Consider the following 24,570-nt stretch of genomic DNA (forward strand, 5'->3'; position numbering starts at 1 on the left):
TAGCGTCCGATCACCGCACACAAAAAGCCAGCCGGGCAGCTCTTCAATTGACCAAAGTAACCAGTTAGTACAATTTATCTCCACAGGCTGAGATCCTCGGCCAATGCCAAAAATAATAAGTGGAGAAACCTCGATGTCCCCCATCATTCTGGTGCTCAACGGCCCGAATCTGAACCTGCTTGGTACCCGCGAACCGGCAACTTATGGCCATGAAACCCTGGCCGACATTTCAGATCTGTGCGGCCGTTCCGCTGAAGAGTTCGGCCTGGCAGTGGAATTTCGCCAGACCAACCACGAAGGCGAACTGCTTGACTGGATTCACGGTGCACGTGGCCGTTGTGCCGGGATCGTGATCAACCCCGCCGCCTGGACCCATACTTCGGTGGCGATCCGCGATGCGCTGGTTGCCAGCGAGCTGCCGGTGATCGAAGTCCACCTGTCCAACGTCCACGCGCGCGAGCCATTTCGCCATCACTCCTTCGTGTCAGCCATTGCCACTGCCGTGATGGCCGGGTTTGGCAGCCATGGTTATCGCCTGGCGCTGGCACATTTCAGTCAACGTTTGAGAGGGTGAACATCGTGAATCAGAACCTGACGGTATTGGCTGGACTGATCGGCGCTGGCATCCAGGCTTCGCGCACACCGGCGCTGCACGAGCATGAAGGCGATGCCCAGGGTTTGCGCTACCTCTATCGCCTGATCGACCTCGATCAACTGCAACTCGACAGCAATGCCCTGCCCGACCTGTTGATGGCCGCCGAGCGCATGAATTTCACCGGACTGAACATCACCTTCCCGTGCAAGCAGGCAATCATCCCGCTGCTCGACGAACTGTCGCCGGAAGCCCGCGGTATTGGCGCGGTCAACACCGTGGTGCTCAAGGACGGTAAACGCATTGGCCACAACACCGACTGCCTTGGGTTTGCCGAAGGCTTTCGCCGAGGCTTGAAAGGCGTTGCCCTCGAGCGTGTTGTGCAAATGGGCGCCGGTGGCGCTGGCGCGGCGGTCGCTCACGCGTTGTTGAGCGAAGGCGTACAGCAATTGAGCATCTTCGATATGGAAATCAGCCGTGCCCAGAGCCTGGCCGACAACCTCAACCAACACTTCGGCAGCGGCCGTGCGGTGGCCGGGCATGATTTGACGCTGACCCTGGCCGAGGCTGACGGCCTGGTGAATACCACGCCGATGGGCATGAAAAAACTGCCGGGAATGCCGGTGCCGGTCGAATTGCTGCGCTCCGAGCTGTGGGTGGCGGAGATTGTTTATTTCCCACTGGAAACCGAACTGCTGCGCAATGCCCGCGCCCTGGGTTGCCGGACGCTGGATGGCGGCAACATGGCGGTGTTCCAGGCGGTGAAGGCGTTCGAATTGTTCAGTGGTGTGGTGCCGGATGCGCAGCGGATGCTGGCGCACTTTCAGAGCATGAATGTCTGAAGGTCAAGATTGAGATGCTTTTGTGGCGAGCGAGCTTGCTCGCGCTGGGCGGCGTAGCGGCCCCAAAATGTTGGAAACAATCCAGTATTTTGTGAGTGCTGCGCACTCAAACGGGAGCAAGCTCCCTCGCCACAAAACATCCTCGCAGATCAGGCCTGCAAATAGCGCAACACCGACTCGCAGATCATCTCGCGATGACGCTGTTTGATGCTTTCATCCGGCAAGTCGATCTGGAAAATCTCGCCGAAGGTGTGGCGGTTCGACACGCGATAGAAGCAGAACGAACTGATCAGCAAATGCACATCCAGCGGATCAAGACCGGCGCGGAACACCCCTTGTTCGGCGCCACGACGCAAAATCTCGCCCAATGAATCGAGGATGGTGTTGTTCATCGCCTTGATCGCGTCCGAGCGCTTCACATATTCAGCGTTGTGAATGTTCTCGATGCTGACGATGCGCACAAAATCGACGTTGCGATCATGGTGATCGAAGGTGAACTCCACCAGACGTCGAATCGCCTCCACCGGCGCCAGTTCGGCCAGGTGCAGGCGGTTTTCTGTGTTGCGGATATCGCCGTAGAGCTTTTCCAGAACCTCGACGTAGAGCTGTTCCTTACTGCCGAAGTAGTAATAGATCATGCGTTTCGAGGTATGGATGCGCTCGGCGATGGCATCGACGCGAGCACCGGACAGCCCCTGCTGAACGAACTCGACGATCGCTTCTTGCAGGATGTTCTCGCGGGTTTTTTCCGGGTTGTTCTTGCGACTCTTGCGCGGCTCGACTGGTTGTTCGGGGGCTGCGGAAAGTTCTGAAGTCATCGTCATTGCGGGCTCACGGCCATCACTGCACAGGCTGGCGATTATGAGCCGCGCCGCACACTGAAGGAAGCGGTGCGGCAGCGGTTTGTCGACGTGATTACGATTTTCCTACAACTTTGTCTGACGTACGGCACCACTTCGGGACTTGGCCATCGCCGCCAGGCGCACTGCCACGTTGGCCGCACCGTAACCGGCGTAGCCGTTCTTGCGCTGGATGATCTCGAAGAAGAACCGCCCTTCGAACGGTTCGGTGTACACGTGGAACAACTCGCCACCCTGGGCGTCGCGGTCATACAGCACGTTGTAATAGGCCAGCTCGCTGAGAAACTCATCGTCGAAATCGAAGCGCGCCGCCAGGTCATCGTAGTAGTTGAGCGGGATATCCAGCAGCGGTACGCCCGCCTCTTTCGCGCGGCTGACTTGCGCAAAGATGTCGTCGCAATCAAAGGCAATGTGATGCACACCGGAACCGCGATAACTCGACAGCGCGTGTGAGATCGCGGTGTTGCGGTTCTCGGAAATATTCAGTGGCAAGCGAATCGAACTGTCGCGGCTACGCAATGCACGACTTTTCACCAGACCATAAGGGTCGGGCAGGACCACTTCGTCATCGGCCTCGAAATCCAGCAAGCTCTTGTAGAACAGCACCCAACTGTCGAGGCTGTCGGCGGGCAGCGCCATGGCCATGTGGTCGATACGCTTCAAGCCACCGTTGGTCACCGCGTCTGGCAGCAGGTTGAAGTCGGTACCGTAGACATCGGCCTGCTGATCCACCAGGTAAATCAGACTGCCGTCCGGTGCGCGCACGGCGGCAAGCTCCAGCTCATTCGGGCCGACCAGTCCGCGATAGGGTTGGCCTTTATAAGCCACGGCCCGTGCCAAAGCGCTGGTGCTGTCCTTGACCCGCACAGCGGTGGCGCAGAGCGATGGGCCGTGGGCCTCGAAGAAACTGTGGCCGAACGAATAGGGCTCGGAGTTGAGGATCAGGTTGATATCGCCCTGGCGCAGCAGGCTGACGCTCTTGGATCGATGCTGGCCGGCCTTGACGAAGCCCAGGCGCTCCAGCCAATGCGAAAGCTTGGCACCGAGGCTTTCGTCCACGGCGAACTCAAGAAATTCGATGCCGTTGTACTCGCTGGCCTTTGGCGTCTCGAACAAAATGTCGACGTTGGTCGATGCCTGGGTTTCCTGCGCCAGACGCTGGCGGGTTTTTTCCTCCAGGTACAGCAAGGAGCGCAAACCATCAGCGGCGTTGGCCCGTGGTGGCGCGGCGCGGAACCCGTCGTTGAAGATCTCCAGCGACAGCGGCCCGGTGTAACCACTCTTGATGATGGGTGCGAGGAAGCCCGGCAAATCGAATTCGCCCTGGCCCGGGAAGCAGCGGAAATGCCGGCTCCACTCCAGCACATCCATGGCCAGGATCGGCGCGTCGGCCATTTGCACGAAGAAGATCTTGTCGCCGGGAATCTCGGCGATGGCGCTTGGATCACCCTTGAGCGACAGCGTATGAAAGCTGTCGAGCAACACACCCAGGCTTGGATGGTCGGCCTGACGGACGATGTTCCACACCTGTTGATAAGTGTTCACATGCCGGCCCCAGGCCAATGCTTCGTAGCCGATGCGCAAGCCGCGTGCGCCGGCACGTTCAGCCAGCAGGCGCAAATCATCGACTAAAATTTGTTCATCACCCACCGAATCCGCAGAGGCGTTGCTGCACACCAGCACCAGATCGGTGCCCAGCTCCTGCATCAGGTCGAACTTGCGCTCGGCCCGCTCCAGATTGCGCGACAAGCGGTCACGGCGGCAGCCTTCGAAATCCCGGAACGGTTGAAACAGGGTGATGGCGATCCCGAGATCGGCGCACATCTGTCTAATTTCCCGCGGGCTGCCGTCGTAGTAGAGAAGGTCGTTCTCGAAAATCTCGACGCCGTCAAAACCGGCGGCGGCGATGGCTTCGAGTTTTTCCGGCAGGGTACCGCTCAAGGACACGGTGGCAATGGAACGCTGCATTTTTCGACTCCCGGTGGAGGCTTCGGCTACAGGGAATTTGCGCCGATTTTAAAAGAGTGAGCGAATTATTGAGCTGACCGGAGCAATGAGCAATTTAAAGTGTACTACCCGGTTAGTTTTACGTGCGATTATCGAACACAATGGACTTTGGCGAATTGACGATTTTTTGTTCACTGCGCAACATCAACACCACATTGATACCGGATATGAACCCCGGCTATCAGTTAACAAAGACCCTGAACACCACATAAAAATTTCAAAAAACGGGTATACGCTCATGCGCTCATTAAACGCCTTGCTCACTCGAACCGCCGTCATTACGCCTTGCCTGGCGTCCATCCGAACCCTGCGCCCCGTCGGCACCACCGTGCCGCTCGCTGAATAACCCGTCAGCCGACGAAAACAGCCGATCAGTCCTTTCGCGCCCGCCGCCATCGATTGATCACGCGCCCTTGAAGTCCAGACGAGCTTCGCTTGTCAGTCATTGAACGGATGGCACAGATGAACCCTACTCAAAGCTCTCGCATGGCCCCGGCCATGAGCGCCGCCACCGGCGGCATCGGCGACAAAATCCGCGGCGCCATGGCTGTCGGCAAAACCCGTTGGGGCATGCTGGCGCTGGTGTTCTTCGCCACCACCCTGAACTACATCGACCGCGCCGCCCTCGGCGTCATGCAGCCTATCCTTGCCAAGGAAATGAGCTGGACGGCGATGGACTACGCCAACATCAACTTCTGGTTCCAGGTCGGTTACGCCATCGGTTTCGTGCTGCAAGGCCGCTTGATCGACCGGGTCGGCGTGAAGCGCGTGTTCTTCTGTGCCGTGCTGCTCTGGAGCCTGGCGACCGGCGCCCACGGCCTAGCCACGTCAGCCGCGGGTTTCATGGTCTGCCGCTTCATTCTCGGCCTGACCGAGGCCGCCAACTACCCGGCCTGCGTAAAGACTACGCGCCTGTGGTTCCCGGCCGGCGAACGCGCCGTGGCCACCGGTATTTTCAACGCCGGGACCAACGTCGGTGCGATGTTCACGCCGATGCTGCTGCCGCTGATCCTTCACGCCTGGGGCTGGCAGGCTGCGTTTCTTTGCATGGCGTCACTGGGCGGTATCTGGCTGCTGTTCTGGGCCTTGAAGTATTTCAACCCGGAAGATCATCCGACCGTTAAACAATCGGAGCTGGAGTACATCCAGAACGAAGTCGAGCCGGAACAAACCCGCGTGCCGTTCTCGCGAATCCTGCGTATGCGTGGCACCTGGGCCTTCGCCCTCGCCTACGCGATCACCGCGCCGGTGTTCTGGTTCTACCTATACTGGCTGCCACCGTTCCTCAACCAGCAATACAACCTGGGCATCAACGTGACCCAGATGGGCATTCCGCTGATCATCATCTACCTCACCGCCGACTTCGGCAGCGTGGGCGGCGGGATTCTGTCCTCGTTCCTGATCGGCCGCGGCGTCAACCCGATCAAGGCGCGCTTGATGTCCATGTTCCTGTTCGCCTGCTGCATCATCGGCGTGATTGTGGCGGCCGGCTCCAGCAACCTGTGGGTGGCCGTTGCCGCGATTTCCCTGGCCATTGGCGCGCACCAGGCCTGGACCGCGAACATCTGGAGCCTGGTGATGGACTACACGCCCAAGCACATGATGAGCACGGTGTTCGGTTTCGGCGGCATGTGTGCAGCGATTGGCGGGATGTTCATGACCCAGTTGGTCGGCCACATCCTGACCATCACCAACAACAACTACGCTGTGCTGTTCACCCTGATTCCGGCGATGTACTTCATCGCGCTGACCTGGATGTACTTCATGGCACCGCGCAAGATCCCGAAAGTAGAAGACTGATGTTCCCTCGGCGCGGGCCCGGTTTCGGGCCTGCGCTTTTTTTTGCCTGCGATTTGCCCGGGCTCAGCGGCGTACATCAGTCAACCTCTATGTTGAATGACAATCCGTCTTCGCGAGCAGGCTCGCTCCCACAGTTTTTTATCGGTGACCTTCTACTTTCGACTTTGCTGCCAGGCCGCCGCCAGCCCGCTGCAGCAAATCACGGCGATGCCAATCACGGTGGTAAGGGTCGGCGTGTGGGAAAACAGCAGCCACCCCAGCAGGCCGGCAAACACGATCTGGCAGTAACTGAATGGTGCCAACAAGGCCGGTGCCGCATGACGGAAGGCCTGGGTCAGGAACAAGTGCGCCGTCATCCCGCAGGCCCCCAGTGCCACCATCATCGAGCCGTGCAACAGGTTCGGCATTTGCCAGAAAAACGGCACCAGCGCACTCATCACCAGGGTGTTGCACAGCCCGGCGAAGAAGTTGCTGGTGGTTGGGCTATCGATCTCGCTGAGCTTGCGCGTCAGCAGCTGATAGAAACAGAAAAACAGCGCCGAGCAGAACGGCAGCAACACCGCCGGGGTGAACAAGTCACCACCGGGGTGGACGATGATCAGCACCCCACTGAAACCGAAAATCACCGCCAGCCATTGCCCCCGCGTGACCCGTTCTTTCAGGAGCGGCACCGACAATGCAGTGACCAGCACCGGTGCCAGGAAGTTGACCGACGTGGCCTCGGCCAACGGGATGTACATCAACCCGGTGGTGAAAAACAGGCTGGTGCCCAGCAGACACAGTGCCCGAATCACCTGAAGCAGCGGCCGCTTCGTGCGCAGAACCCGCAGCCCGGATTGCGGCAGGAAAATCCCGGCCATCAACAAGGTGTGCACCACGTAACGGGCCCACACCACCATCACAATCGGATAGAAACCGGAAAGGTATTTCGATATCGCGTCATGACTGGAAAACAGGAAGGTTGCGACAACGATCAGCAGGATCCCCTTGAAGGGCTGATTGACGCCGGAAAGCGGGGTGCTGACGGTCATTGGGTTTCCTTTTTTACATCCTTAATTTGTAGGAGCGAGCTTGCTCGCGATGGTCGTCAACGATGATGAGGGCTGCCTGGATAAACACGGCGCCCTTTCGTCCATCGCGAGCAAGCTCGCTCCTACACGCGACAGGTGCGCAGCACCGCTTACATCCGCGCCAACAAATCCCGGGTTTTATCCAAAGCCATCTGCGCCCGGTCCAACCCACTCACACCCTGTTCCAGCAGTTGCACCGTGGGAATCTCCAGGCTCAAGGGAATGTTAGCCGGCAAACCTTGCAACAACCTTGTCAGATCGCAATCACCATCACCGGGAAACCGTCGCTCGTTACGCGCCTGACGCAAGATCTCGGCCATGTCGGACGGTCGCGGTCCGGCGACATCACACAATTGGGCATACCGTAACCGTGATGGGCTGACCCTGGCCAGTTCTTCCAGCCGTGAACCCGAACGATCGAAGTGGAACGCGTCCACCAGTACCGCGCCATTTTCGCGCCCGGCGCCCTCGACGATGCGCACCGCTTGTGCAAGATCGCGCGCATCGGTCCAGGGCATGAATTCCAGATGCGGATGCAACCCATAAGACGCTGCCAGATCACAAAGTTCGGCAAAGTTTTCCGTCAATCGTTGCTCGTCAGCATCGTTACCAGCCACCAGTAATTCAGTGGCACCGAATTCGGCGCCGACCGCCAGAATGGTCTCGAAATCGGCGACAACGGTGTCCGGTTTCAATCGAAGAATTTCCACATCCAGTACACCAATGCCGGTATCGCGCAGGCGCGCCAGGGTCTGGCGCCGCAACTCGACATCCGCCACCAGCGCATAGTGATGTTCTTCCGGCGTTGCTGGCACCAGACGCAAGCCGACATGACTGTAACCGGCCCGCGCCGCGACCTCGACCATGTCAGGGGGCGACAACTCCAATACCGTCAGGCTGGCCAGGGAAAAGATTCGTTCGCTCATGCTCAACCCTCGATCAACGTTGGAGCGCAAGCGTGACCGGTTTCGGCGGCTTCGCGAATGGCTTCTACAAGCGCCAGCGTGCGGGCAGCATCGGCAGCACTGACCAGCGGCTCGATCTCCCGTCGCGCGACGCGCACGAAGTGCTGCAATTGCAAACGCAAGGCTTCATCGGCACTGAAGTTTTCCTGAGTCGCCAGCAAGGGTTCGTGCCAACCGCCATCGACCTCTGCGTAGTGCCAGCGTTTGAGTTGCGGAATACTCAGCGCACCACCCGTCCCGGCCAGCAAATAGCACGGCTGGTCGGCCTGACGCGGATACACCGGGTTCTCCCCTGCACCCAGCTCCCAACTCCAGGGCGCCGCCACCGCATCGGAACCGGTCAGGCTGCCCAGCGCACCGTTGTCGAACTGCAGGAGCACCGCCGCGCAATCCTCGTTGGCAAACTCACGGATCGCGTTGCTGGTGATGGCCTGAACCTGACGCACCTCACCGCACAGGTGTCGCAGCAGGTCGAGGTCATGGATCAGGTTGGTCAGCAACATCCCCGCCCCGGCTTCACGCCGCCACGGTGTTTCGAAATAGCTGTCGGGCTTGCGCAACTGCCAGAGTGCGGTGACCGTAGTCAACCGGCCAAGGGCGCCGCTGTGGACAAGTTCATGGGCACGAACGATCAGCGGATTGTGACGACGGTGATGACCGACCAGCACCGGAACACCCGTGGATTTCGTGGCAGCCACCAGTTTGCGGACTTCGTCCTGGTGTACGCCCACCGGTTTTTCCAGCAACACCGGCACGCCAGCGGCGAGGCAATCGAGCGCGGTGCTGACGTGCAGATTATTCGGATTGGCGACGATGACAGCGTCCGGCTTCGCCTCCTCCAGCATCTGACAATGATCGGCGAAATACGCCACACCCCATTCGGCCGCGAGACTGGCCGCTTGCGGGCCGGGATCGGCGACTGCGCACAGGGTGGCTTCCGTCAGGGATTTCAGGTGCCGGTAATGCTGCTGACCCATGTTACCAGCGCCGATCAGGGCGATGCGAAGGGGCGAACTCATGGGGTGGTCCTCTTGTGGTTATTGTTGGAGGGGTGGATTCCAACAATTTAGAACCTGGTTCCAGATTCTTACACACGCATGGACAGATAGTGTTCGAACAGCGCACAGCTTTACGGTTACACCCATTCAAACTGTGGGAGCAAGCCTGCTCGCGAAAGCGTCGAATCAGCCAACACACCAGTGACTGTCAAATCGCATTCGCGGGCAGGCTCGCTCCCACAGGGTCAGCTAAACAACTCCGACGCTAAACTCGCCGCCGACAACTCGTCAGTAAACGCCAACAACAACGGCGCCAGTTCATGCAACCGCGCCCCCGGCATCCGCGCACTCGGCCCGGCGATGCTCAACACGCCGATCACCCGCCCGTCCCCCGGATGACGCACCACCGCCGCAATCGCCGAAGTGCCCACCGCCGAACTTTCCTCGACGCACGCATAGCCCTGCTCCCGCGCCAGGCGCAGGCGCTCCAGCAGTTCGATGTTGGATCGCGGCGCATTCGGCCCCAGTTCCGCCGGCCGGTCCGCCGCCTGGCGCTCGACCAGCGACAAGGCCTCGGCATCGCTCATGCACGCCAGCCACGCATGCCCGGAAGCGGTGTAGAACAGCGGTGCATCACGGCCCATGTCCGGGTCGTAGCGCAGGCCGGACCGGGCCCCCTGGGACTTGGCAATCCAGGTCTGCCGCTCGCCCTCGATCACCCCAAGCCGCACCAGTTCGCCCGTTTCCTGAGCCAGGCGATCCAGCACTGGTTGCACGATATCGGCGCCACTGCTGGCCAGGTAACGGAAGCCCATCGCCACCAGTTTGGTTGACAGGTGGTAACGCAGGTTTTCCGGGTTCTGGCGCACATAACCCAATCGGATCAACTCGGCGAGCAGGCGGTGGGTCGCACTTTTGGGGATATCCAGTTGCTCGGCCAGGGTTTGCATCGGCAGACCACGGGGATCGCTGGTGAGGCTTTCAAGCACACTGAAAACACGTTCTATCTGACTGCCGGCCATGGGAGGTTCCACACAAAATTTTGTCGATTCTAGAAGACAACCGACCGATTACGAAATCTGGAACTGACTGTCCGATAACCGCCCGCTTTACGCGCAGAGTCCTTGCCCGCTCCGATTCGCTTCTTATATTTTCTGGAACCAAATTCCAAAACAATAAAACGCTGGAGCCCGAACAATGCCTGCCGAACCGCACCTTCTTCCCGACGTAGACTGCGATGTGCTGATTGTCGGCTCCGGTGCGGCCGGCTTATCGGCGGCCGTGACCGCGGCCTACCACGGACTGAAGGTCATCGTGGTCGAAAAGGACCCGGTGTTCGGCGGCGCAACGGCCTGGTCCGGCGGTTGGGCCTGGGTGCCGTGCAATCCCCTGGCCCGGCGCGCCGGGATCGTCGAAGACGTGGAACAGCCGCGTACGTATCTGAAACACGAGTTGGGCAAACACTACCGGCCAGCGATGATCGACGCTTTCCTGGAGGCAGGCCCAAGAATGGTCGCCTTCTTCGAACAGCACACCTCGCTGCAATTCGCCGACGGCAACGCGATTGCCGACATTCACGGCGATACGCCGGGCGCGGGCACCGGGGGACGCTCAGTGATCGCCGCGCCGTACGACGCACGAAAAGTCGGCAAGCTGCTCAAGCGCTTGCGCAAAACCATGCGGGAAACGTCCTTCATGGGCATGCCGATCATGGCGGGCGCGGACCTCACCGCGTTTCTCAACCTGACCCGTTCACTGTCGGCCGCCTGGCATGTGACCCGGCGCTTCACCCGGCATCTGCTCGATCTCCTCGTGCAGGGTCGGGCGATGCAACTGGTCAATGGCGTGGCGCTGGTGGCGCGTCTGGCAAAATCCGCCGAAGACCTTGGCGTGTTGCTCTGGGAGTCGGCGCCGGTCATCGAATTGCTGCGCGAAAATGATGAAGTGCGCGGCGCCGTGATCAGTACCGCCAAGGGATTGGTGCGGATCAAGGCGCGCAAAGCCGTGGTGCTGGCGGCCGGCGGTTTCGCCAACGACATCGAACGACGCAAGGCATTGTTTCCACGCACGCCCAGCGGCCATGAACACCTGGCCCTGCCACCACTCGGCGTGTCCGGTGATGGCCTGCGACTGGGTGAAAGCGTTGGTGCCCAAGTGGATACTGACATGCAATCCCCCGTCGCCTGGGCACCAGTATCAAAGGTGCCACACAGCGACGGCAGCACGGGTCACTTCCCGCACATCATCGAGCGTGGCAAGCCCGGGATCATTGGCGTACTGAGCAACGGCCAGCGCTTCGTCAACGAAGCCAACGGCTACTACGACTATGTCACAGCGATGGTCGCCGCCGCCCCGGAGGGTGAAGAAGTCGCTTCCTGGCTGATCTGCAGCCATGCTTTCCAACGGCGTTATGGCTTGGGCATTTCCCGGCCATTTCCCGTGCCGCTGAGCCCCTTTATCCGCAGCGGTTATCTGAAAACAGGAAACACCCTTGAGGAATTGGCGTCAGCCTGCGGTATCGATCCGAATGGCCTGCGCACCACCCTGTCGGACTATAACCGGCATGCGCGTCATGGCGATGACCCTCAATTCGGCCGCGGTTCGACCCCTTACAACCGCAAACAGGGTGATTCGCTACAACACCCGAACCCGTGTGTTGCGCCTATCGAACAAGGTCCGTTCTACGCGGTGAAGGTCCAGCCCGGCTGCTTCGGCACCTTCGCCGGACTCAAGGTCAATCAACACGCCCAGGTCCTCGACAACACGGAGCAACCCATCGCCGGGCTGTATGCGGCAGGCGGCGACATGGCCAGCATCATGGGCGGGCACTACCCCGCCGGCGGCATCAACATTGGCCCGGCACTGACATTCGGCTACATCGCAGCACGCCACATTGCAGGTATCACCGCTTACGAACAGGAGATCGACCATGCAGCACATCGTTAATGCTCAAGGATTGAACATGCCAAAACTCGGCCTCGGCACCTGGCCGATGCTGGGTGAGGAATGCACCCGTGCCGTGGAACAAGCGCTGGCCCTGGGCTATCGGCACATCGATACGGCGGCGGCCTACAACAACGAGGACGCCGTCGGTCAGGCGCTGGTGAACAGTCCCACACCGCGCGATCAGGTCCACGTCACCACCAAGGTCTGGTGGGATCAGCTGCAACCCGATGCCATGCGTCACTCCATGGACCGCAGCCTCAAGGCCCTGCACAGCGATTACGTCGACCTGTTCATGATTCATTGGCCAACCATCGATTGGGACCTGTCGAAAACCATCGACACCCTGGTGTCGTTCAAGGAACAGGGCCTGGCGCGCAACATCGGCGTGGCGAATTTTCCGCTGCCGCTGTTGCGTAAAGTCGTCGAGGAACTGGGCGCGCCGCTGTCAGCGATACAGGTCGAGTACCACGTGCTGCTCGGACAAAACGCCTTGCTGAGCTACGCCCGACAACACGGCATGGCACTGACGGCCTACACGCCGCTGGCACGCAACAAGGTGTCGGACCTCCCGGTCATTCAACAGATCGCCGCCAGACATGGCGTGCTGCCCACCCAGGTCGCACTCAAATGGCTGCTGGACCAACCGAACGTGGCCGCGATCCCCAAGGCCAGCAGCGAGGCCAACCAGCGAGCGAATCTCGCGGCACTGGAGGTGCAACTCGATGACGAGGATCGTCGTTTGATCGCCGGTCTGTCCAAGCGCGAACGTCAGGTGAGCCCGGACTTCGCGCCGGTGTGGGATGCGTTCGACGAGTAACCGGTAAAGGGCCAGGGTCGATGCGCCATTACCGGTGGACCGTCCATGGCCTTACCAACCCTTACACATTTCTCCCACAGCCTTTTGCCTGTGCGGTTATTCATGGAACCGGCGATATCCGCCATCAATCCATGAGAGACCGCAACCATGTTATGGAACAAGGCAAGACGCAGCGACAACGTAAACGACACTCGCGAGGGCAAGGATGCCCGCACACTCACAGGGAAAACCCTCGGCGCCGGACTGGCGGCGGTTGCACTGGCAGGTACAGGGCTTTTCGCGACACTGATGAACGCGCCATCGGCACCTACCGGCAGTCATGAGCCACCCGCCGCTCTCGCGACCAAGCCCATCGAAGACCGGCAACTGCAGTTTGTCCAGTCAGTCCTGGGCGAGACAGAAGACACCTGGACGCAACTCTTTGAGCAATCGGGTCGGCACTATCCGCCACCCACACTGACGCTGTTCGACAATGGCGTGAGTACGGGATGTGGCTTCGCCAGCTCCACCCGCGGCCCTTTCTATTGCCCGAGCAATCAGCAGGTGTATATCGACCTCACCTACCTGGCGAAACTGGAGCAGCGATTTTCAGTGGTCGGCGACTTCGCGCGGGCCTACATCATCGCCCACGAAATAGGCCATCACGTGCAGCTGGAGCTGGGGATTTCCGAGCCGCTCGAACAGGCATTGCAGGAAAGCAAACCCGTTATCGGCGATGGTGGCCTGGAAGTACGCGGCGAGTTGCAGGCCGATTGCCTGGCCGGCGTCTGGGCGCACCATGCACAGCAACGTCTGGCGTGGCTGGAGCCTGGCGATATTGAAGCTGCATTGCATGCCGCAAAAATGTTTGGTGACGACAACCTGCAACGCGCCCAAAACACCCCTGTTCGGCCAGAGACGTTCGCCCACGGCACCTCCGAGCAGCGCGTGAGCTGGTTCAAGACCGGTTTTGACACAGGCCTCACGGAGGCTTGCGACACCTTCGCCGCCACGGACCTGTAACACCCACCCGTCATCGAAACCACCGATATCACGCTCTGTACAGAACCGGCGGCGCCCCAGGCTGTCTGACGACCGGACTGGCGCCGCTCCCCCTGAGCAGCAACACTCATCGCACGGTTCTTTACCCGGAACAAAAGAGGATTCCCACATGCTATGGAAAAAAGGCCGACGCAGCGACAACGTGGTCGATGCCCGTGGCGATGATGTCGGCGGTGGCGGTGGTGGCATGCGCTTCGGCGGCGGCAAGGGCCTGAGCCTGACGGCGATCCTGCTGATCGTCGGGATCGGCTGGATCACCGGCCAGGACCCGATGCAGATCCTCGGCCAACTGACCGGCCAGATGGGCGAGCAATCGGCGCCGGCCACCACCCAGAGCCGCAAGGCGCCACCGGCCAATGATGAAGGGGCCGAGTTCGTTCGCTCGATCCTGGGCGATACCGAAGACACCTGGCGCCAGATTTTCCAGCAGGCCGGTCGGCAATATAAGGACCCGACCCTGGTGCTTTTCAGCAATCGCGTCAACTCGGCCTGTGGTCTGGCGACATCGGCGACGGGGCCGTTCTATTGCCCGGCGGACCAGAAGGTTTACCTGGACACGTCGTTTTTCCAGGAAATGTCACAACGCTTTGCGGCCGCCGGTGACTTTGCCCAGGCCTACGTGATCGCTCATGAAGTCGGACACCATGTACAGACCTTGCTCGGCGTCTCGGCGAAGATTCAGGCCGCTCGCCAACAGGGCCGGCAAATGGAAGGCGACGGCGGCTTGCTGGTCCGTCAGGAACTGCAAGCCGATTGCCTGGCCGGGGTTTGGGCCAACAATGCCCAACAGCGCCTGAACTGGCTGGAACCGGGCGATATCGAAGAAGCCTTGAACGCCGCCAATGCCATTGGCGACGATCGATTGCAGCAACAGGGTCAGGGCCGTGTGGTGCCGGACTCGTTTACCCATGGTACGTCGGCGCAACGGGTGCGCTGGTTCAAAACCGGATTTGCACAGGGCCAGGTCGGCCAGTGCGATACCTTCGCGGCGAAAAATCTGTAAATGAAAAAGTGGTTGTTGGTGTTGTTGTTCACGTGTGCAAGCCCTTTCACAAATGCTCAGGCGGCCGAACAGGGGGTCAAGGAAATCAGTCCCGGACGCCTGTTGTTGAAATCGGGTGAAATGGCGGTGGGTATCAGCCCCGCCCCGGCAAAAATCGAACGCGTATTGATCATCGTCCACGGTCGTTTGCGCAATGCGCAAACCTATCTGCAAAGCGGCGAACGCACGGCCGAACTGGCCGGGCAAAGCGCAACGACCCTGGTGATCGCCCCGCAATTTCTCAATGAAACCGACATCGCGCTGCACCCGGTGGCCGACACGGTTTTGCGCTGGCAAGGCAATGAATGGATGGCCGGCGGCGAATCCACCGCACCGTTCCGCCTGAGTGCCTATGAGGCACTGGACGAAATCGTCGCCCGCCTGGGTGATCGCCAGCAGTTTCCGGATGTGAAGCAGATCGTCATCGCCGGTCATTCCGGCGGTGCTCAAGTCGTTCAGCGCTACGCTTTGCTGGGTCACGATCAACCCGCGCTGGAAGCCGCCGGCGTGCAGGTACGCTACGTGATCGCCAACCCGTCGTCCTATGCGTATTTCGATGAGCGTCGACCGGTGGCCTTCAGCCACGCGAAATGCCCGGACTTCGATCGCTGGAAGTACGGGCTGACGGATTTACCTGCCTACGCCCAAGGACAAACCGCCGCGCAGTTGCAGGAAAAATACCTCAAGCGCGACATCATTTACCTGCTGGGGCAGCAGGACATCGACCCGAATCATCCGGCGCTGGATAAAAGCTGCGAGGCCAAGGCCCAAGGCCCGTATCGGCTGGCCCGTGGGCGTTTTTATTTCGATTATCTGAAACGGCTGCAACCGCAGGGATTGAATCAGCAACTGATCGAAGTGCCCGGGGTCGGGCATAACGGGGATGGGATGTTTACATCACCGGAGGGGCAGAAAGCGTTGTTTGGGCAATAGGTTTTTGGCTGCCTGATCTGACGCCTTCGCGAGCAGGCTCGCTCCCACAATGGAATGCGATTACCTGTGGGAGCGAGCCTGCTCGCGAAGGCGGTTGACCAGACGACAACGCCCTCAAGCCGACAGCATTTCCCGCAACGCCACACAATCCGCCGCATGCCAATCCGTCAACTCGGGCCATGGGTTATCCGGCAGATTCACCAACACCGTCCGCGCCCCCGCCGCCCTGCCGCAATCGAGATCAAAACGGTAATCGCCCACCATCACCATCTCGCCGGTCGGGACGTTCCAGGCTTCGGCCAGTTTCAGCAAACCACCCGGATGGGGTTTGGGCGGCGCTTCATCGCGCCCCAGTACATCCTCCACCGCGAAGCAGTCGGCCAGGCCGATCGCCTCCAGGGTGACATGCGCCAACTCACGGGCATTGCGCGTGAGAATGCCCAGTCGGTACCCGCGTCCGGCCAGCTCACGCACCAGTTCCACGGCCCCCGGAGCCGGCTTCGAACCCAGCGCCAGGTCCCGCTCGTGCTCCAGCAGCCATGCGTGCTTGGCTGCTGCTTCATCGGCGGGCAGTGCGGCGAGGTGAGTCAGGATGTCGGCTTCAGCCGGGATCGCCAATGCCACGCGAATCGCCGCGAAGTCATGCACGGCGACCGTCAGGGTGCCGTCCATGTCGAACACCCAGTGACGTACATCGGCCAGGCTCATGCCCAATCCTTGCGATGGCGGATCAGACCCTCCTGGGTCACCGAAGCCACCAGTTGCCCGGCACGGTTGAACACGCTGCCACGGGAGAACCCGCGGGAGTTGCCGGCCCAAGGGCTGTCCATGGCATACAGCAGCCAGTCATCGGCGCGCAGGTCGGCGTGGAACCACAACGCATGGTCAAGGCTGGCGACCTGCATGTCCTTGTGCCAGACCGATTTGCCATGGGGCTGCATCGAGGTGGTCAACAGACCGAAATCCGAGGCATAGGCCAGCAAATACTTGTGCAGCGCCGGGGAGTCGGCCAAGGCACCGTCGGCTCGAAACCAGACGTACTTGATCGGATCGGAGGGTTGCGGGTTGTAGGGATCTTTCTCGGTGACGGGGCGAAACTCGATCGGTTTCGGGCACAGCAGTTTTTCGCGCATCTTTTCCGGGATCAGGTGCGCGCGTTGCTGAGTGAGCTCCAGTTCCGATGGCAGGTTTTCCGGGCCGACGACTTGCGGCATTTCGGATTGGTGCTGAAAACCTTGCTCGTCGTACTGGAACGAGGCGCTGCAGGTAAAGATCGGGTGCCCTTTCTGGATCGCCGTGACCCGGCGCGTGCTGAAACTGCCGCCATCGCGAACGCGGTCAACCTGGTACACCACGGGCAATCCGGCATCGCCCGGACGCAGGAAGTAACCGTGCATCGAATGCACGTGGCGCGTCTCTTCGACGGTCTGACTGGCTGCCGACAGCGACTGACCGAGCACCTGTCCACCGAACAGTTGACGGAACCCCAGGTCCTGGCTGCGGCCACGGAACAGGTTTTCCTCGATCGGCTCCAGGGTCAGCAAGTCCACCAGATCTTCCAACACTTGGCTCATTCAGACTCTCCTCACACAACGCAATGCCGCGCAGTCTTGGCTGCGTCGGTCGATTCAGTTTCTGGCCCGTGCCAACACGAGGGCCATTGTAAACGTCCGGGCCAGGTTATCCATGCAAGGTTTGCAGCCATTGCTCACGGCTGATGCGATAGAGCACGTGATGACGCAGCGGATGATCGACGGCCAGCTTCGGATGTTCGAAGTCATCGGCAGGGTCATGGTGCATGCCGATGGCCTGCATGACCTTCTGCGAAGGCAGGTTGTTGTCAGCGGTGAACGAGACGATTTCGCTCAGCGGCAATCGGTCAAAGCCACAACGCAGAGCGGTCCACGCCGCTTCGCTGGCGTAGCCCAGGCCCCAGTGTTCCCGAGCCAGGCGCCAACCGATTTCAGTGGCCGGGGTGAACGGCGCATCGAATCCGACCACGCCAAGCCCGGTAAAACCGATGAACTGTCCGGTGTCCTTGCGTTCCAGTGCCCACAGGCCAAACCCGTGCTCGGCAAAATGGCCCCTGATTCGCCCGATCAATGAAGCGCTTTCCAGCCGGCTCAGCGGCGCAGGAAAATAGCGCATGACCTGCGGGTCGGCGCACATCGCCGCAAAATCCGGCAAATCCTCGTCGCGCCACTGCCGCAAAAGCAACCGCGCACTCTCGAGCTCCAATATCGGCTCCATCGTCCCCCGCCCCTCCGTTTGGATGTCGCAAGTCTACAACGCTGGTAGGATCGTTCACTCATTCCCGTATGCCTTTTTAAGACAAAGCAGCTATGCCCCTGCCGCTGATCTATCACGAAGACTACAGCCCCGAGTTTCCGGCGGATCACCGCTTTCCGATGGACAAGTTTCGCCTGCTGCGCGATCACCTGGTGGACAGCGGCCTGACCCGCGACGCCGATCTGCTGCGACCGGAACTCTGCCCGCCGGAGATTCTCGCCCTCGCCCATGACCCTTCGTATATCGAGCGCTACATGGGTGGCGAACTGTCCCGCGAGGACCAGCGGCGGCTCGGCCTGCCCTGGAGCGAGGCCCTGGCCCGGCGCACGGTGCGGGCGGTCGGCGGCTCGCTGCTGGCGGCCGAGCAGGCACTGGAACATGGCCTGGCGTGCCACTTGGCGGGCGGCACCCACCACGCGCACTACGATCACCCTGCCGGGTTCTGCATCTTCAATGACCTGGCGGTGATCAGCCATTTCCTGCTGGAAAGTGGCCGGGTGAACCGGGTGCTGATCTTCGATTGCGATGTGCATCAGGGCGATGGCACTGCACGCATCCTGCACAACACCCCGGATGCCATTACAGTTTCCCTGCACTGCGAAAAGAACTTTCCTGCGCGCAAAGCCGAAAGCGACTGGGACATTCCGTTGCCCAACGGCATGAGCGATGCCGAGTACCTGAAGGTCGTCGACGACGCGCTCAACTACCTGCTGCCGCTCTACCAGCCGGACCTGGTGTTGTACGACGCGGGTGTCGACGTGCACAAAGATGACGCCCTCGGTTACCTCAAGCTGACAGACGAAGGCGTCGCCGCTCGCGATGAAAGCGTGATGCGCCATTGCCTGGGCCGGGACATTCCGGTGGTCGGGGTGATCGGCGGCGGCTACAGCAAGGACCGCAAGGCCCTGGCCCGGCGTCATGGCATTCTCCATCACAGCGCACAACGGGTCTGGCAGTCATCAGGTTGTCACTGAGTTGTGGCTGCTTTACCCACAATGCCTGTGGAGCTGCCTGTGGATAACCTGAGCGAAAGGGACTACAGCCCACGCGGAGTCTGGGCTACAGGGCGGTGGTTGTTTTTTAACCAGTCTCTATAACACCTACTAAACCTCTGTGGGAGCGAGCCTGCTCGCGAAGAGGGCAGCACATCCAACCACGATGCGTCTGACACACCGCTTTCGCGAGCAGGCTCGCTCCTACAGGGGACTGGGCTGTTAGAATGCCCGGCCTCATCCGCCAAAACCGCAGTGCACCCCATGACCCAATCCCCAACCGCCTCCCCTTCCCACGTCGCCATCATCGGCGGCGGCCCCGCCGGCCTGATGGCGGCTGAAGTGTTGAGCCAGGCCGGGATCAAGGTCGACCTGTACGATGGCATGCCTTCGGTGGGGCGAAAATTCCTCCTGGCCGGTGTCGGCGGCATGAACATCACCCATTCCGAAGCCTATCCCGCATTCCTCTCGCGCTACGCCGAACGCGCACCGCAGATTGCGCCGTTGCTGCGTAGTTTCGGCGCCGATGCGCTGCGTCAGTGGATACATGAGTTGGGCATCGAAACCTTCGTCGGCAGCTCCGGCCGGGTGTTTCCAACCGACATGAAAGCCGCACCCTTGCTGCGCGCCTGGCTCAAACGCCTGCGAGACGCTGGCGTAGTTATCCACACCCGTCACCGTTGGCTCGGCTGGGATGAGCTCGGCGGTTTGCGGATCGACAGCCCCGATGGCGAAAAAACCATTCAAGCCGACGCCACACTGTTAGCCCTCGGTGGCGGCAGTTGGGCACGCCTGGGTTCCGACGGCGCGTGGATGCTGCCGCTGGAGCAGCGCGGTGTAGGACTTGCACCTCTGCAACCGAGTAATTGCGGCTTCGAGGTGCAGGGCTGGAGCGAACTGATGGTCAGCAAATTCGCCGGCGCCCCGCTGAAAAACATCGCCATCGGCCTCAACGACGATGTGCCACGGCTGGGCGAATGCGTGATCACCGCGACCGGTATCGAAGGCAGTTTGATCTACGCCCTGTCAGCACCGATCCGTGAGGCCATCAACCTGCACGGTTCGGCAACTGTTCATCTCGATCTGCTGCCCGGCCGGCCTGTGGATAAAATCCAGACAGCGCTCAGCAAACCGCGAGGTTCACGCTCGATGGCCAAACATCTGCACAGTCAGTTGGGCATCGATGGCGTGAAAGCGGCCTTGTTGCGGGAACTCACCCCGGCCGAAACTTTTGCTGATGTGACTCTGCTGGCCAAGGCGATCAAGGCATTGCCCCTGACTCTGGTGAAAACCCGTCCACTGGACGAAGCGATCAGCAGTGCCGGCGGTGTGAAGTTCGAAGCGATGGATGAGCGATTGATGCTCAAGCAACTGCCCGGCGTGTTCTGCGCGGGGGAAATGCTCGATTGGGAAGCGCCGACGGGTGGCTATCTGCTGACTGCGTGTTTTGCCAGTGGGCGGGCGGCGGGGTTGGGGATTGTTGAGTGGTTGCAGCACAAGGGCTGAAGACCGAGGTGCGTCCTTCGCGAGCAGGCTCGCTCCCACATTTAATCTTTGGTGCTCACAAATTGTGTGTTCACCGAAGATCCATTGTGGGAGCGAGCCTGCTCGCGAAAGCGGCCTAAAAGACGCCGCAGATAATCAAGGCTTACGCTTACGCGGCCCGGTATTGAACACCGGCACCTTCCGCACAGGCTTGACCGAAGGCTCCGGTGGCGAAACCTCTCCACTGTCGACCCACTTGCCAAGGTTACGCTTGCCGCCACCACCGGACGTCTTCGGCTTCTTCGGTTTTTTCGGTTTCTTGATCACCTGGCCACTGGCGTCGGTGTCCGGCACCCGATGCTCGGGCTCGAAGTCCGGTTCGTTCTGACGCTTCAAGGTCTGACGGGTCAGCATCTCGATGGCCGAAAGCAGATTCACTTCATCGGCGCAGACCAGGGAAATCGCCTCGCCGGTCGAACCCGCACGCCCGGTACGACCGATGCGGTGGATGTAGTCTTCGGCCACGATCGGCAAATCGAAGTTGACCACCAGCGGCAAGTCTTCGATGTCCAGGCCACGGGCCGCGACGTCGGTGGCGACCAGGATCTGCACTTCACTGGCCTTGAAGCGATCCAGCGCGCGTTGACGGGTCGCCTGGGGTTTGTCGCCGTGGATGCCATCGGCATTGACGCCCACGCCCTGGAGTTTCTCCACCAGCGCGTCCACACCGTTGCGGGTCTTGGCGAACACCAGCACCTGCTTCCACTTGCCCTTGCGCATCAAGTGCACGAACAGTTCCGGCTTGCGCTTCTTGTCCACCGTCACCACCCACTGCTTGACGGTGTTGGCCGCCACGTTGCGTGGGCTGACTTCGATGCTCAGCGGATCGTTGAGCATCTGCCCGGCCAGCAGGCGAATGTCATCGGAGAAGGTGGCGGAGAACAGCAGGGTCTGACGCTTCTTCGGCAGCGCCCGGTAGATGTTTGCCAGTTCTTCGGAGAAGCCAAGGTCGAGCATGCGGTCGGCTTCGTCCAGCACCAGGGTTTGCAGCTGGTTGAACTTCAGCGCGTTCTGGCGGAACAGGTCAAGCAGTCGGCCCGGGGTCGCGACCAACAGATCCACTCCGCTGCGCAGCTTCATCATTTGTGGGTTGATGCTGACGCCGCCATACACCGCATAGGTGCGCAGCGGCAGGTTCTCGGCGTACTGGCGCACGGCTTCGTGAACCTGCTCGGCCAGTTCGCGGGTCGGCACCAGGATCAGCGCACGCACCGAGTTGGCGGTGACTTTCGGCCCTTCCATGGCCAGCAATTGCAGGAGCGGCAAGGCAAAACCGGCGGTCTTGCCGGTGCCGGTCTGGGCGGCGGCCATCAGGTCGCGACCGGCCAGCACCGCCGGAATGGCTTGGGCCTGAACCGGCGTCGGCGTCTGGTAGCCGAGCTTCTCGAGGGAGCGCAGCAAGGGTTCGATCAGGCCAAGGGTGGCGAAAGTCATGAGAGTACCGTAGGAAAATTCAGCGCGGGTTTTTCAACACAGTGTGCAGACAAGTGTGCAATGGCGCGCAGTTTACCCTAATTCACACGGGATTCCGCCGACACCACGGGCGGCACGACCTTCGCCACGGGTGGCTGTGGCGTCCTTCGCCACTGCGGCAGGCCAATCAGCACCACGGCGCTGATGATCACCAGCATGGCCAATGCCTCCTCGATACCGATGGTCTCGCCGACAAACACGATCCCCAGCAACACCGCCACCGCCGGGTTGACGTAGGCATAACTGGTGGCCGCCGCCGGGCGCACGTGTTTCAACAGGTACATGTAGGCATTGAAAGCGATGATCGAACCGAACACGGTCAGGTACGCCAGCGCGGCCCAGCCTTCGATCGGCGGCATCTTTTCCAGATGTTCGCCGCTGACCGCACTGCCGATCAGCAACACCACGCCGCCCACCAGCATTTCCACGGCACTGGCCATGGCGCCCTGGGGCAGCGGCAAGTGCTTGCTCCACACCGAACCGAAGGCCCAGGTGGCCGCGGCAAAAATCAGCAGGGCGGCGCCCAACGGGCTCGATTGCAGGTTGGAGCCGAGGTTGAGCATGACGATGCCGATCATGCCGAGCGCGACGCCAGCCCACTCAAGTCGGGTATTGCGCGCACCCCAGAAATAGCCACAGAGCAAGGTAAACAGCGGCACCGTCGCCACCGCCAGGGCCGCCACCCCGGAGGCCACGCCCGTGTGCTCGGCCACGCTGACCGCGCCGTTACCGCACGCCAGCAGCAATACGCCGATGATGCCAGCGGCTTTCCATTGCGCCCAGGTCGGTGCCGGTGCCCCGCGCCAACGCAGGAAGGCGTACATCAAGGTGCCGGCGATGACGAAGCGGACGCCGGCGAGCAGCAGGGGCGGCCAGTACTCCACGCCGATGCGGATCACCAGATAGGTCGAGCCCCAAATCACGTACAAGGCGAAAAAGGCAGCGATCAACGGTAAGGGAAAGCGACGTAGGCCGGACATGACGGGCAGCTCACAGGCAGAACAGATGAACGGCTATTCTAGAAAGGCTGAAGCTGGAAAATAAGTAACAAAACCTGTTTAAAGCGCCCGTACACTTTTCAAAAAACGGACTTCAGCGCTATAAACCGTTTTTTCGAAAGTCGGCCATTTTTCAGGAGTCACCGCGATGGATAAGTACGACCGCATGCTGCTCAGCGCCCTGCTGGAAAACGGCCGCGCGTCTTACGCCGACCTGGCGCGCAAGGTCAATCTGTCTGCCCCGGCCGTGGCCGAGCGCGTGGCCAAACTCGAAGCCAGCGGCGTGATCACCGGTTACCAGGCGAAAGTCGACCTGTCCAAGGTCGGGCTACCGATCCAGTGCGTCATCGAGCTGCGCCTGAACCAGCACGGCAACCAGAAAGCCTACGACGACCTGATCCAGATCCCGCAACTGACCGAATGCCACCGGGTGACTGGCGACCCGTGCGTGATCATGCAAGCGGCGGTGGGCTCGATGCCGGAGCTGGAAGACTTGATCAACCGGGTTGCCCAGTTCGGGTTCAGCAAGACGTCGATTGTGTTGTCGAGCGCCATCGAAAAGCGCGTGCCGCTGGGGCAACTGGAAGGGAATGGCAAGGCGATTTAATTGTTGTAGGTGATCCACTGTGGGAGCGAGCCTGCTCGCGAAAGCGGAGTGTCAGGCAACATCAATGTTGAATGATCAATTGCCTTCGCGAGCAGGCTCGCTCCCACAGGGACATCGTGTCGCGGTCAGAACCCGCGATAGCGCTTGAGGTGCTCGCCCACCTTCGCCGCCGGCACTTTCTGCAATTTGCACAACAAATCATGGGACAACTCGCGCAAACCATGCTTCTGGCGCAACTCTTCGGCCAGATGCGCCGTCAGGTTGGCCGCCATTTCCGCATCGGCCATGGCCCGGTGAGCCTTGCCGGTGTGCGGCAGGTTGGCGAAGGTGGTGAGGGTGCCGAGTTTGTGGTTCGGCGCGGCGGGCATCAGGCGGCGGGCCAGGAGCAGCGAGCAGGCGAAGTTCTGCAGGCGGGTGCGCTTGATCCGCCCCAGTTCGAAATCCCAGAACTTCTGGTCGAACGCGGCGTTGTGCGCCAGCAGCGGCGTGGTGCCGACGAACTCGTTGACCTCGTTCATCACCTGCTCGGCCGAGGGTGCGGTACGCAACATGGCGTTGCTGATGCCGGTCAGTTGTTCGATGAAGGCCGGGATACGCACGCCGGCATTCATCAGGCTTTGGTAACGCTCGACGATGCGCCCCTGTTCAAGGATCACCACGGCAATTTCCGTGGCCCGGCAGCTGCTGCTCGGGGAGATCCCGGTGGTTTCAAAGTCGATGACTGCGATGCGTTCCAAACCTGTTTCAACTCCG

23 protein-coding genes are annotated in these 24,570 nt (G+C 60.8%); 11 read left to right on the forward strand and 12 right to left on the reverse strand.

Features of this window, described 5'->3' with window-relative positions; all coding sequences use genetic code 11:
• Positions 1–133: 133 nt before the first annotated feature.
• Both aroQ and HNQ83_RS04355 read left to right on the forward strand, forming a co-directional pair.
• Positions 134–574: a type II 3-dehydroquinate dehydratase gene (gene aroQ / locus HNQ83_RS04350; RefSeq protein WP_175387842.1), complete on the forward strand. Its 441-nt coding sequence runs from the start codon at positions 134–136 to the stop codon at positions 572–574.
• Positions 575–579: 5 nt separating this feature from the next.
• A complete protein-coding gene (locus tag HNQ83_RS04355; protein ID WP_175387843.1) occupies positions 580–1,434 on the forward strand; it encodes a shikimate dehydrogenase in 855 nt (284 codons plus the stop codon).
• A gap of 149 nt (positions 1,435–1,583) precedes the next feature.
• Here HNQ83_RS04355 and HNQ83_RS04360 read toward each other — a convergent pair whose 3' ends face one another.
• Positions 1,584–2,258: a TetR family transcriptional regulator gene (locus HNQ83_RS04360; RefSeq protein WP_175387844.1), complete on the reverse strand. Its 675-nt coding sequence runs from the start codon at positions 2,256–2,258 to the stop codon at positions 1,584–1,586.
• A gap of 102 nt (positions 2,259–2,360) precedes the next feature.
• Positions 2,361–4,262, reverse strand: coding sequence for a 3-dehydroshikimate dehydratase QuiC (quiC, locus tag HNQ83_RS04365; protein ID WP_175387845.1), 1,902 nt, complete (start codon positions 4,260–4,262; stop codon positions 2,361–2,363).
• Between the two features lie 501 nt (positions 4,263–4,763).
• Between quiC and HNQ83_RS04370 the strand changes: the two genes are divergently transcribed.
• Positions 4,764–6,101: an MFS transporter gene (locus HNQ83_RS04370; protein ID WP_175387846.1), complete on the forward strand. Its 1,338-nt coding sequence runs from the start codon at positions 4,764–4,766 to the stop codon at positions 6,099–6,101.
• 152 nt (positions 6,102–6,253) lie between these two features.
• Here the strand turns inward: HNQ83_RS04370 and HNQ83_RS04375 are convergent, their stop codons facing one another.
• From HNQ83_RS04375 to HNQ83_RS04390, 4 genes are all read right to left on the reverse strand, one after another.
• Positions 6,254–7,132, reverse strand: coding sequence for a DMT family transporter (locus HNQ83_RS04375; RefSeq protein ID WP_175387847.1), 879 nt, complete (start codon positions 7,130–7,132; stop codon positions 6,254–6,256).
• A 149-nt stretch (positions 7,133–7,281) separates the two neighbouring features.
• On the reverse strand, positions 7,282–8,097 hold the full coding sequence (locus HNQ83_RS04380; protein WP_175387848.1) for a sugar phosphate isomerase/epimerase: 816 nt from the start codon (positions 8,095–8,097) through the stop codon (positions 7,282–7,284).
• A 2-nt stretch (positions 8,098–8,099) separates the two neighbouring features.
• A complete protein-coding gene (locus HNQ83_RS04385; RefSeq protein WP_175387849.1) occupies positions 8,100–9,155 on the reverse strand; it encodes a Gfo/Idh/MocA family protein in 1,056 nt (351 codons plus the stop codon).
• Positions 9,156–9,379: 224 nt separating this feature from the next.
• A complete protein-coding gene (locus tag HNQ83_RS04390) occupies positions 9,380–10,156 on the reverse strand; it encodes an IclR family transcriptional regulator (protein ID WP_175387850.1) in 777 nt (258 codons plus the stop codon).
• Positions 10,157–10,331: 175 nt separating this feature from the next.
• Here HNQ83_RS04390 and HNQ83_RS04395 point away from each other — a divergent pair, with 175 nt between their 5' ends.
• The 5 genes from HNQ83_RS04395 (at position 10,332) to HNQ83_RS04415 (ending at position 15,913) form a co-directional block, all read left to right on the forward strand.
• Positions 10,332–12,080 (forward strand): FAD-dependent oxidoreductase, encoded by a 1,749-nt coding sequence (locus tag HNQ83_RS04395; RefSeq protein ID WP_175387851.1) that lies wholly within the window; start codon positions 10,332–10,334, stop codon positions 12,078–12,080.
• Positions 12,064–12,897 carry an aldo/keto reductase gene (locus HNQ83_RS04400; protein WP_175387852.1) on the forward strand — a complete coding sequence of 278 codons (834 nt, stop codon included), beginning with the start codon at positions 12,064–12,066 and terminating at the stop codon, positions 12,895–12,897. The genes HNQ83_RS04395 and HNQ83_RS04400 overlap by 17 nt, the downstream gene beginning before the upstream one ends.
• Before the next feature lie 147 nt (positions 12,898–13,044).
• Entirely contained in the window at positions 13,045–13,899 is an 855-nt protein-coding gene (locus HNQ83_RS04405; RefSeq protein ID WP_175387853.1) for a neutral zinc metallopeptidase, read from the forward strand.
• Positions 13,900–14,047: 148 nt separating this feature from the next.
• Positions 14,048–14,941 carry a neutral zinc metallopeptidase gene (locus HNQ83_RS04410; RefSeq protein WP_175387854.1) on the forward strand — a complete coding sequence of 298 codons (894 nt, stop codon included), beginning with the start codon at positions 14,048–14,050 and terminating at the stop codon, positions 14,939–14,941.
• Positions 14,942–15,913 (forward strand): alpha/beta hydrolase, encoded by a 972-nt coding sequence (locus HNQ83_RS04415; RefSeq protein ID WP_175387855.1) that lies wholly within the window; start codon positions 14,942–14,944, stop codon positions 15,911–15,913.
• Between the two features lie 114 nt (positions 15,914–16,027).
• On the opposite strand, the gene HNQ83_RS04420 is transcribed toward HNQ83_RS04415, so the two are convergent.
• The 3 genes from HNQ83_RS04420 to HNQ83_RS04430 all read right to left on the reverse strand — a co-directional run bounded on the left by HNQ83_RS04420 (position 16,028) and on the right by HNQ83_RS04430 (position 18,163).
• On the reverse strand, positions 16,028–16,621 hold the full coding sequence (locus HNQ83_RS04420; RefSeq protein WP_175387856.1) for an HAD family hydrolase: 594 nt from the start codon (positions 16,619–16,621) through the stop codon (positions 16,028–16,030).
• Positions 16,618–17,487: an acyl-CoA thioesterase II gene (gene tesB, locus HNQ83_RS04425; RefSeq protein WP_175387857.1), complete on the reverse strand. Its 870-nt coding sequence runs from the start codon at positions 17,485–17,487 to the stop codon at positions 16,618–16,620. Before tesB ends, HNQ83_RS04420 begins: the two co-directional genes overlap by 4 nt.
• 106 nt (positions 17,488–17,593) lie before the next feature.
• On the reverse strand, positions 17,594–18,163 hold the full coding sequence (locus HNQ83_RS04430; RefSeq protein WP_175387858.1) for a GNAT family N-acetyltransferase: 570 nt from the start codon (positions 18,161–18,163) through the stop codon (positions 17,594–17,596).
• A gap of 92 nt (positions 18,164–18,255) precedes the next feature.
• Between HNQ83_RS04430 and HNQ83_RS04435 the strand changes: the two genes are divergently transcribed.
• Both HNQ83_RS04435 and HNQ83_RS04440 read left to right on the forward strand, forming a co-directional pair.
• Positions 18,256–19,176, forward strand: a complete 921-nt coding sequence (locus HNQ83_RS04435; RefSeq protein ID WP_175387859.1) for a histone deacetylase — start codon at positions 18,256–18,258, stop codon at positions 19,174–19,176.
• 282 nt (positions 19,177–19,458) lie between these two features.
• Complete coding sequence (locus HNQ83_RS04440; RefSeq protein ID WP_175387860.1) at positions 19,459–20,700, forward strand: TIGR03862 family flavoprotein; 1,242 nt, start codon at positions 19,459–19,461, stop codon at positions 20,698–20,700.
• Positions 20,701–20,835: 135 nt separating this feature from the next.
• On the opposite strand, the gene HNQ83_RS04445 is transcribed toward HNQ83_RS04440, so the two are convergent.
• Together HNQ83_RS04445 and yedA are read right to left on the reverse strand one after the other, a co-directional pair.
• Entirely contained in the window at positions 20,836–22,173 is a 1,338-nt protein-coding gene (locus tag HNQ83_RS04445; RefSeq protein ID WP_175387861.1) for a DEAD/DEAH box helicase, read from the reverse strand.
• Between the two features lie 77 nt (positions 22,174–22,250).
• Positions 22,251–23,192 (reverse strand): drug/metabolite exporter YedA, encoded by a 942-nt coding sequence (gene yedA / locus HNQ83_RS04450; RefSeq protein WP_175387862.1) that lies wholly within the window; start codon positions 23,190–23,192, stop codon positions 22,251–22,253.
• 166 nt (positions 23,193–23,358) lie between these two features.
• Here yedA and HNQ83_RS04455 point away from each other — a divergent pair, with 166 nt between their 5' ends.
• Entirely contained in the window at positions 23,359–23,817 is a 459-nt protein-coding gene (locus tag HNQ83_RS04455; RefSeq protein WP_175387863.1) for an Lrp/AsnC family transcriptional regulator, read from the forward strand.
• Positions 23,818–23,942: 125 nt separating this feature from the next.
• Here HNQ83_RS04455 and HNQ83_RS04460 read toward each other — a convergent pair whose 3' ends face one another.
• Positions 23,943–24,554, reverse strand: coding sequence for a PolC-type DNA polymerase III (locus HNQ83_RS04460; RefSeq protein ID WP_175387864.1), 612 nt, complete (start codon positions 24,552–24,554; stop codon positions 23,943–23,945).
• Positions 24,555–24,570 lie beyond the last annotated feature (16 nt).

Source organism: Pseudomonas sp. C2B4 (assembly GCF_013359695.1).
Lineage (GTDB): Bacteria > Pseudomonadota > Gammaproteobacteria > Pseudomonadales > Pseudomonadaceae > Aquipseudomonas.

Coding starts and splice junctions, on each gene's coding strand:
- HNQ83_RS04375 (WP_175387847.1), bottom strand. CDS start 7,132: ATGACCGTCAGCACCCCGCTTTCCGGCGTCAATCAGCCCTTCAAGGGG.
- HNQ83_RS04380 (WP_175387848.1), bottom strand. CDS start 8,097: ATGAGCGAACGAATCTTTTCCCTGGCCAGCCTGACGGTATTGGAGTTG.
- HNQ83_RS04415 (WP_175387855.1), top strand. CDS start 14,942: ATGAAAAAGTGGTTGTTGGTGTTGTTGTTCACGTGTGCAAGCCCTTTC.
- HNQ83_RS04390 (WP_175387850.1), bottom strand. CDS start 10,156: ATGGCCGGCAGTCAGATAGAACGTGTTTTCAGTGTGCTTGAAAGCCTC.
- HNQ83_RS04395 (WP_175387851.1), top strand. CDS start 10,332: ATGCCTGCCGAACCGCACCTTCTTCCCGACGTAGACTGCGATGTGCTG.
- HNQ83_RS04420 (WP_175387856.1), bottom strand. CDS start 16,621: ATGAGCCTGGCCGATGTACGTCACTGGGTGTTCGACATGGACGGCACC.
- HNQ83_RS04455 (WP_175387863.1), top strand. CDS start 23,359: ATGGATAAGTACGACCGCATGCTGCTCAGCGCCCTGCTGGAAAACGGC.
- HNQ83_RS04430 (WP_175387858.1), bottom strand. CDS start 18,163: ATGGAGCCGATATTGGAGCTCGAGAGTGCGCGGTTGCTTTTGCGGCAG.
- HNQ83_RS04405 (WP_175387853.1), top strand. CDS start 13,045: ATGTTATGGAACAAGGCAAGACGCAGCGACAACGTAAACGACACTCGC.
- HNQ83_RS04445 (WP_175387861.1), bottom strand. CDS start 22,173: ATGACTTTCGCCACCCTTGGCCTGATCGAACCCTTGCTGCGCTCCCTC.
- yedA (WP_175387862.1), bottom strand. CDS start 23,192: ATGTCCGGCCTACGTCGCTTTCCCTTACCGTTGATCGCTGCCTTTTTC.
- HNQ83_RS04400 (WP_175387852.1), top strand. CDS start 12,064: ATGCAGCACATCGTTAATGCTCAAGGATTGAACATGCCAAAACTCGGC.
- tesB (WP_175387857.1), bottom strand. CDS start 17,487: ATGAGCCAAGTGTTGGAAGATCTGGTGGACTTGCTGACCCTGGAGCCG.
- HNQ83_RS04440 (WP_175387860.1), top strand. CDS start 19,459: ATGACCCAATCCCCAACCGCCTCCCCTTCCCACGTCGCCATCATCGGC.
- HNQ83_RS04360 (WP_175387844.1), bottom strand. CDS start 2,258: ATGACGATGACTTCAGAACTTTCCGCAGCCCCCGAACAACCAGTCGAG.
- quiC (WP_175387845.1), bottom strand. CDS start 4,262: ATGCAGCGTTCCATTGCCACCGTGTCCTTGAGCGGTACCCTGCCGGAA.
- HNQ83_RS04435 (WP_175387859.1), top strand. CDS start 18,256: ATGCCCCTGCCGCTGATCTATCACGAAGACTACAGCCCCGAGTTTCCG.
- HNQ83_RS04370 (WP_175387846.1), top strand. CDS start 4,764: ATGAACCCTACTCAAAGCTCTCGCATGGCCCCGGCCATGAGCGCCGCC.
- HNQ83_RS04385 (WP_175387849.1), bottom strand. CDS start 9,155: ATGAGTTCGCCCCTTCGCATCGCCCTGATCGGCGCTGGTAACATGGGT.
- aroQ (WP_175387842.1), top strand. CDS start 134: ATGTCCCCCATCATTCTGGTGCTCAACGGCCCGAATCTGAACCTGCTT.
- HNQ83_RS04410 (WP_175387854.1), top strand. CDS start 14,048: ATGCTATGGAAAAAAGGCCGACGCAGCGACAACGTGGTCGATGCCCGT.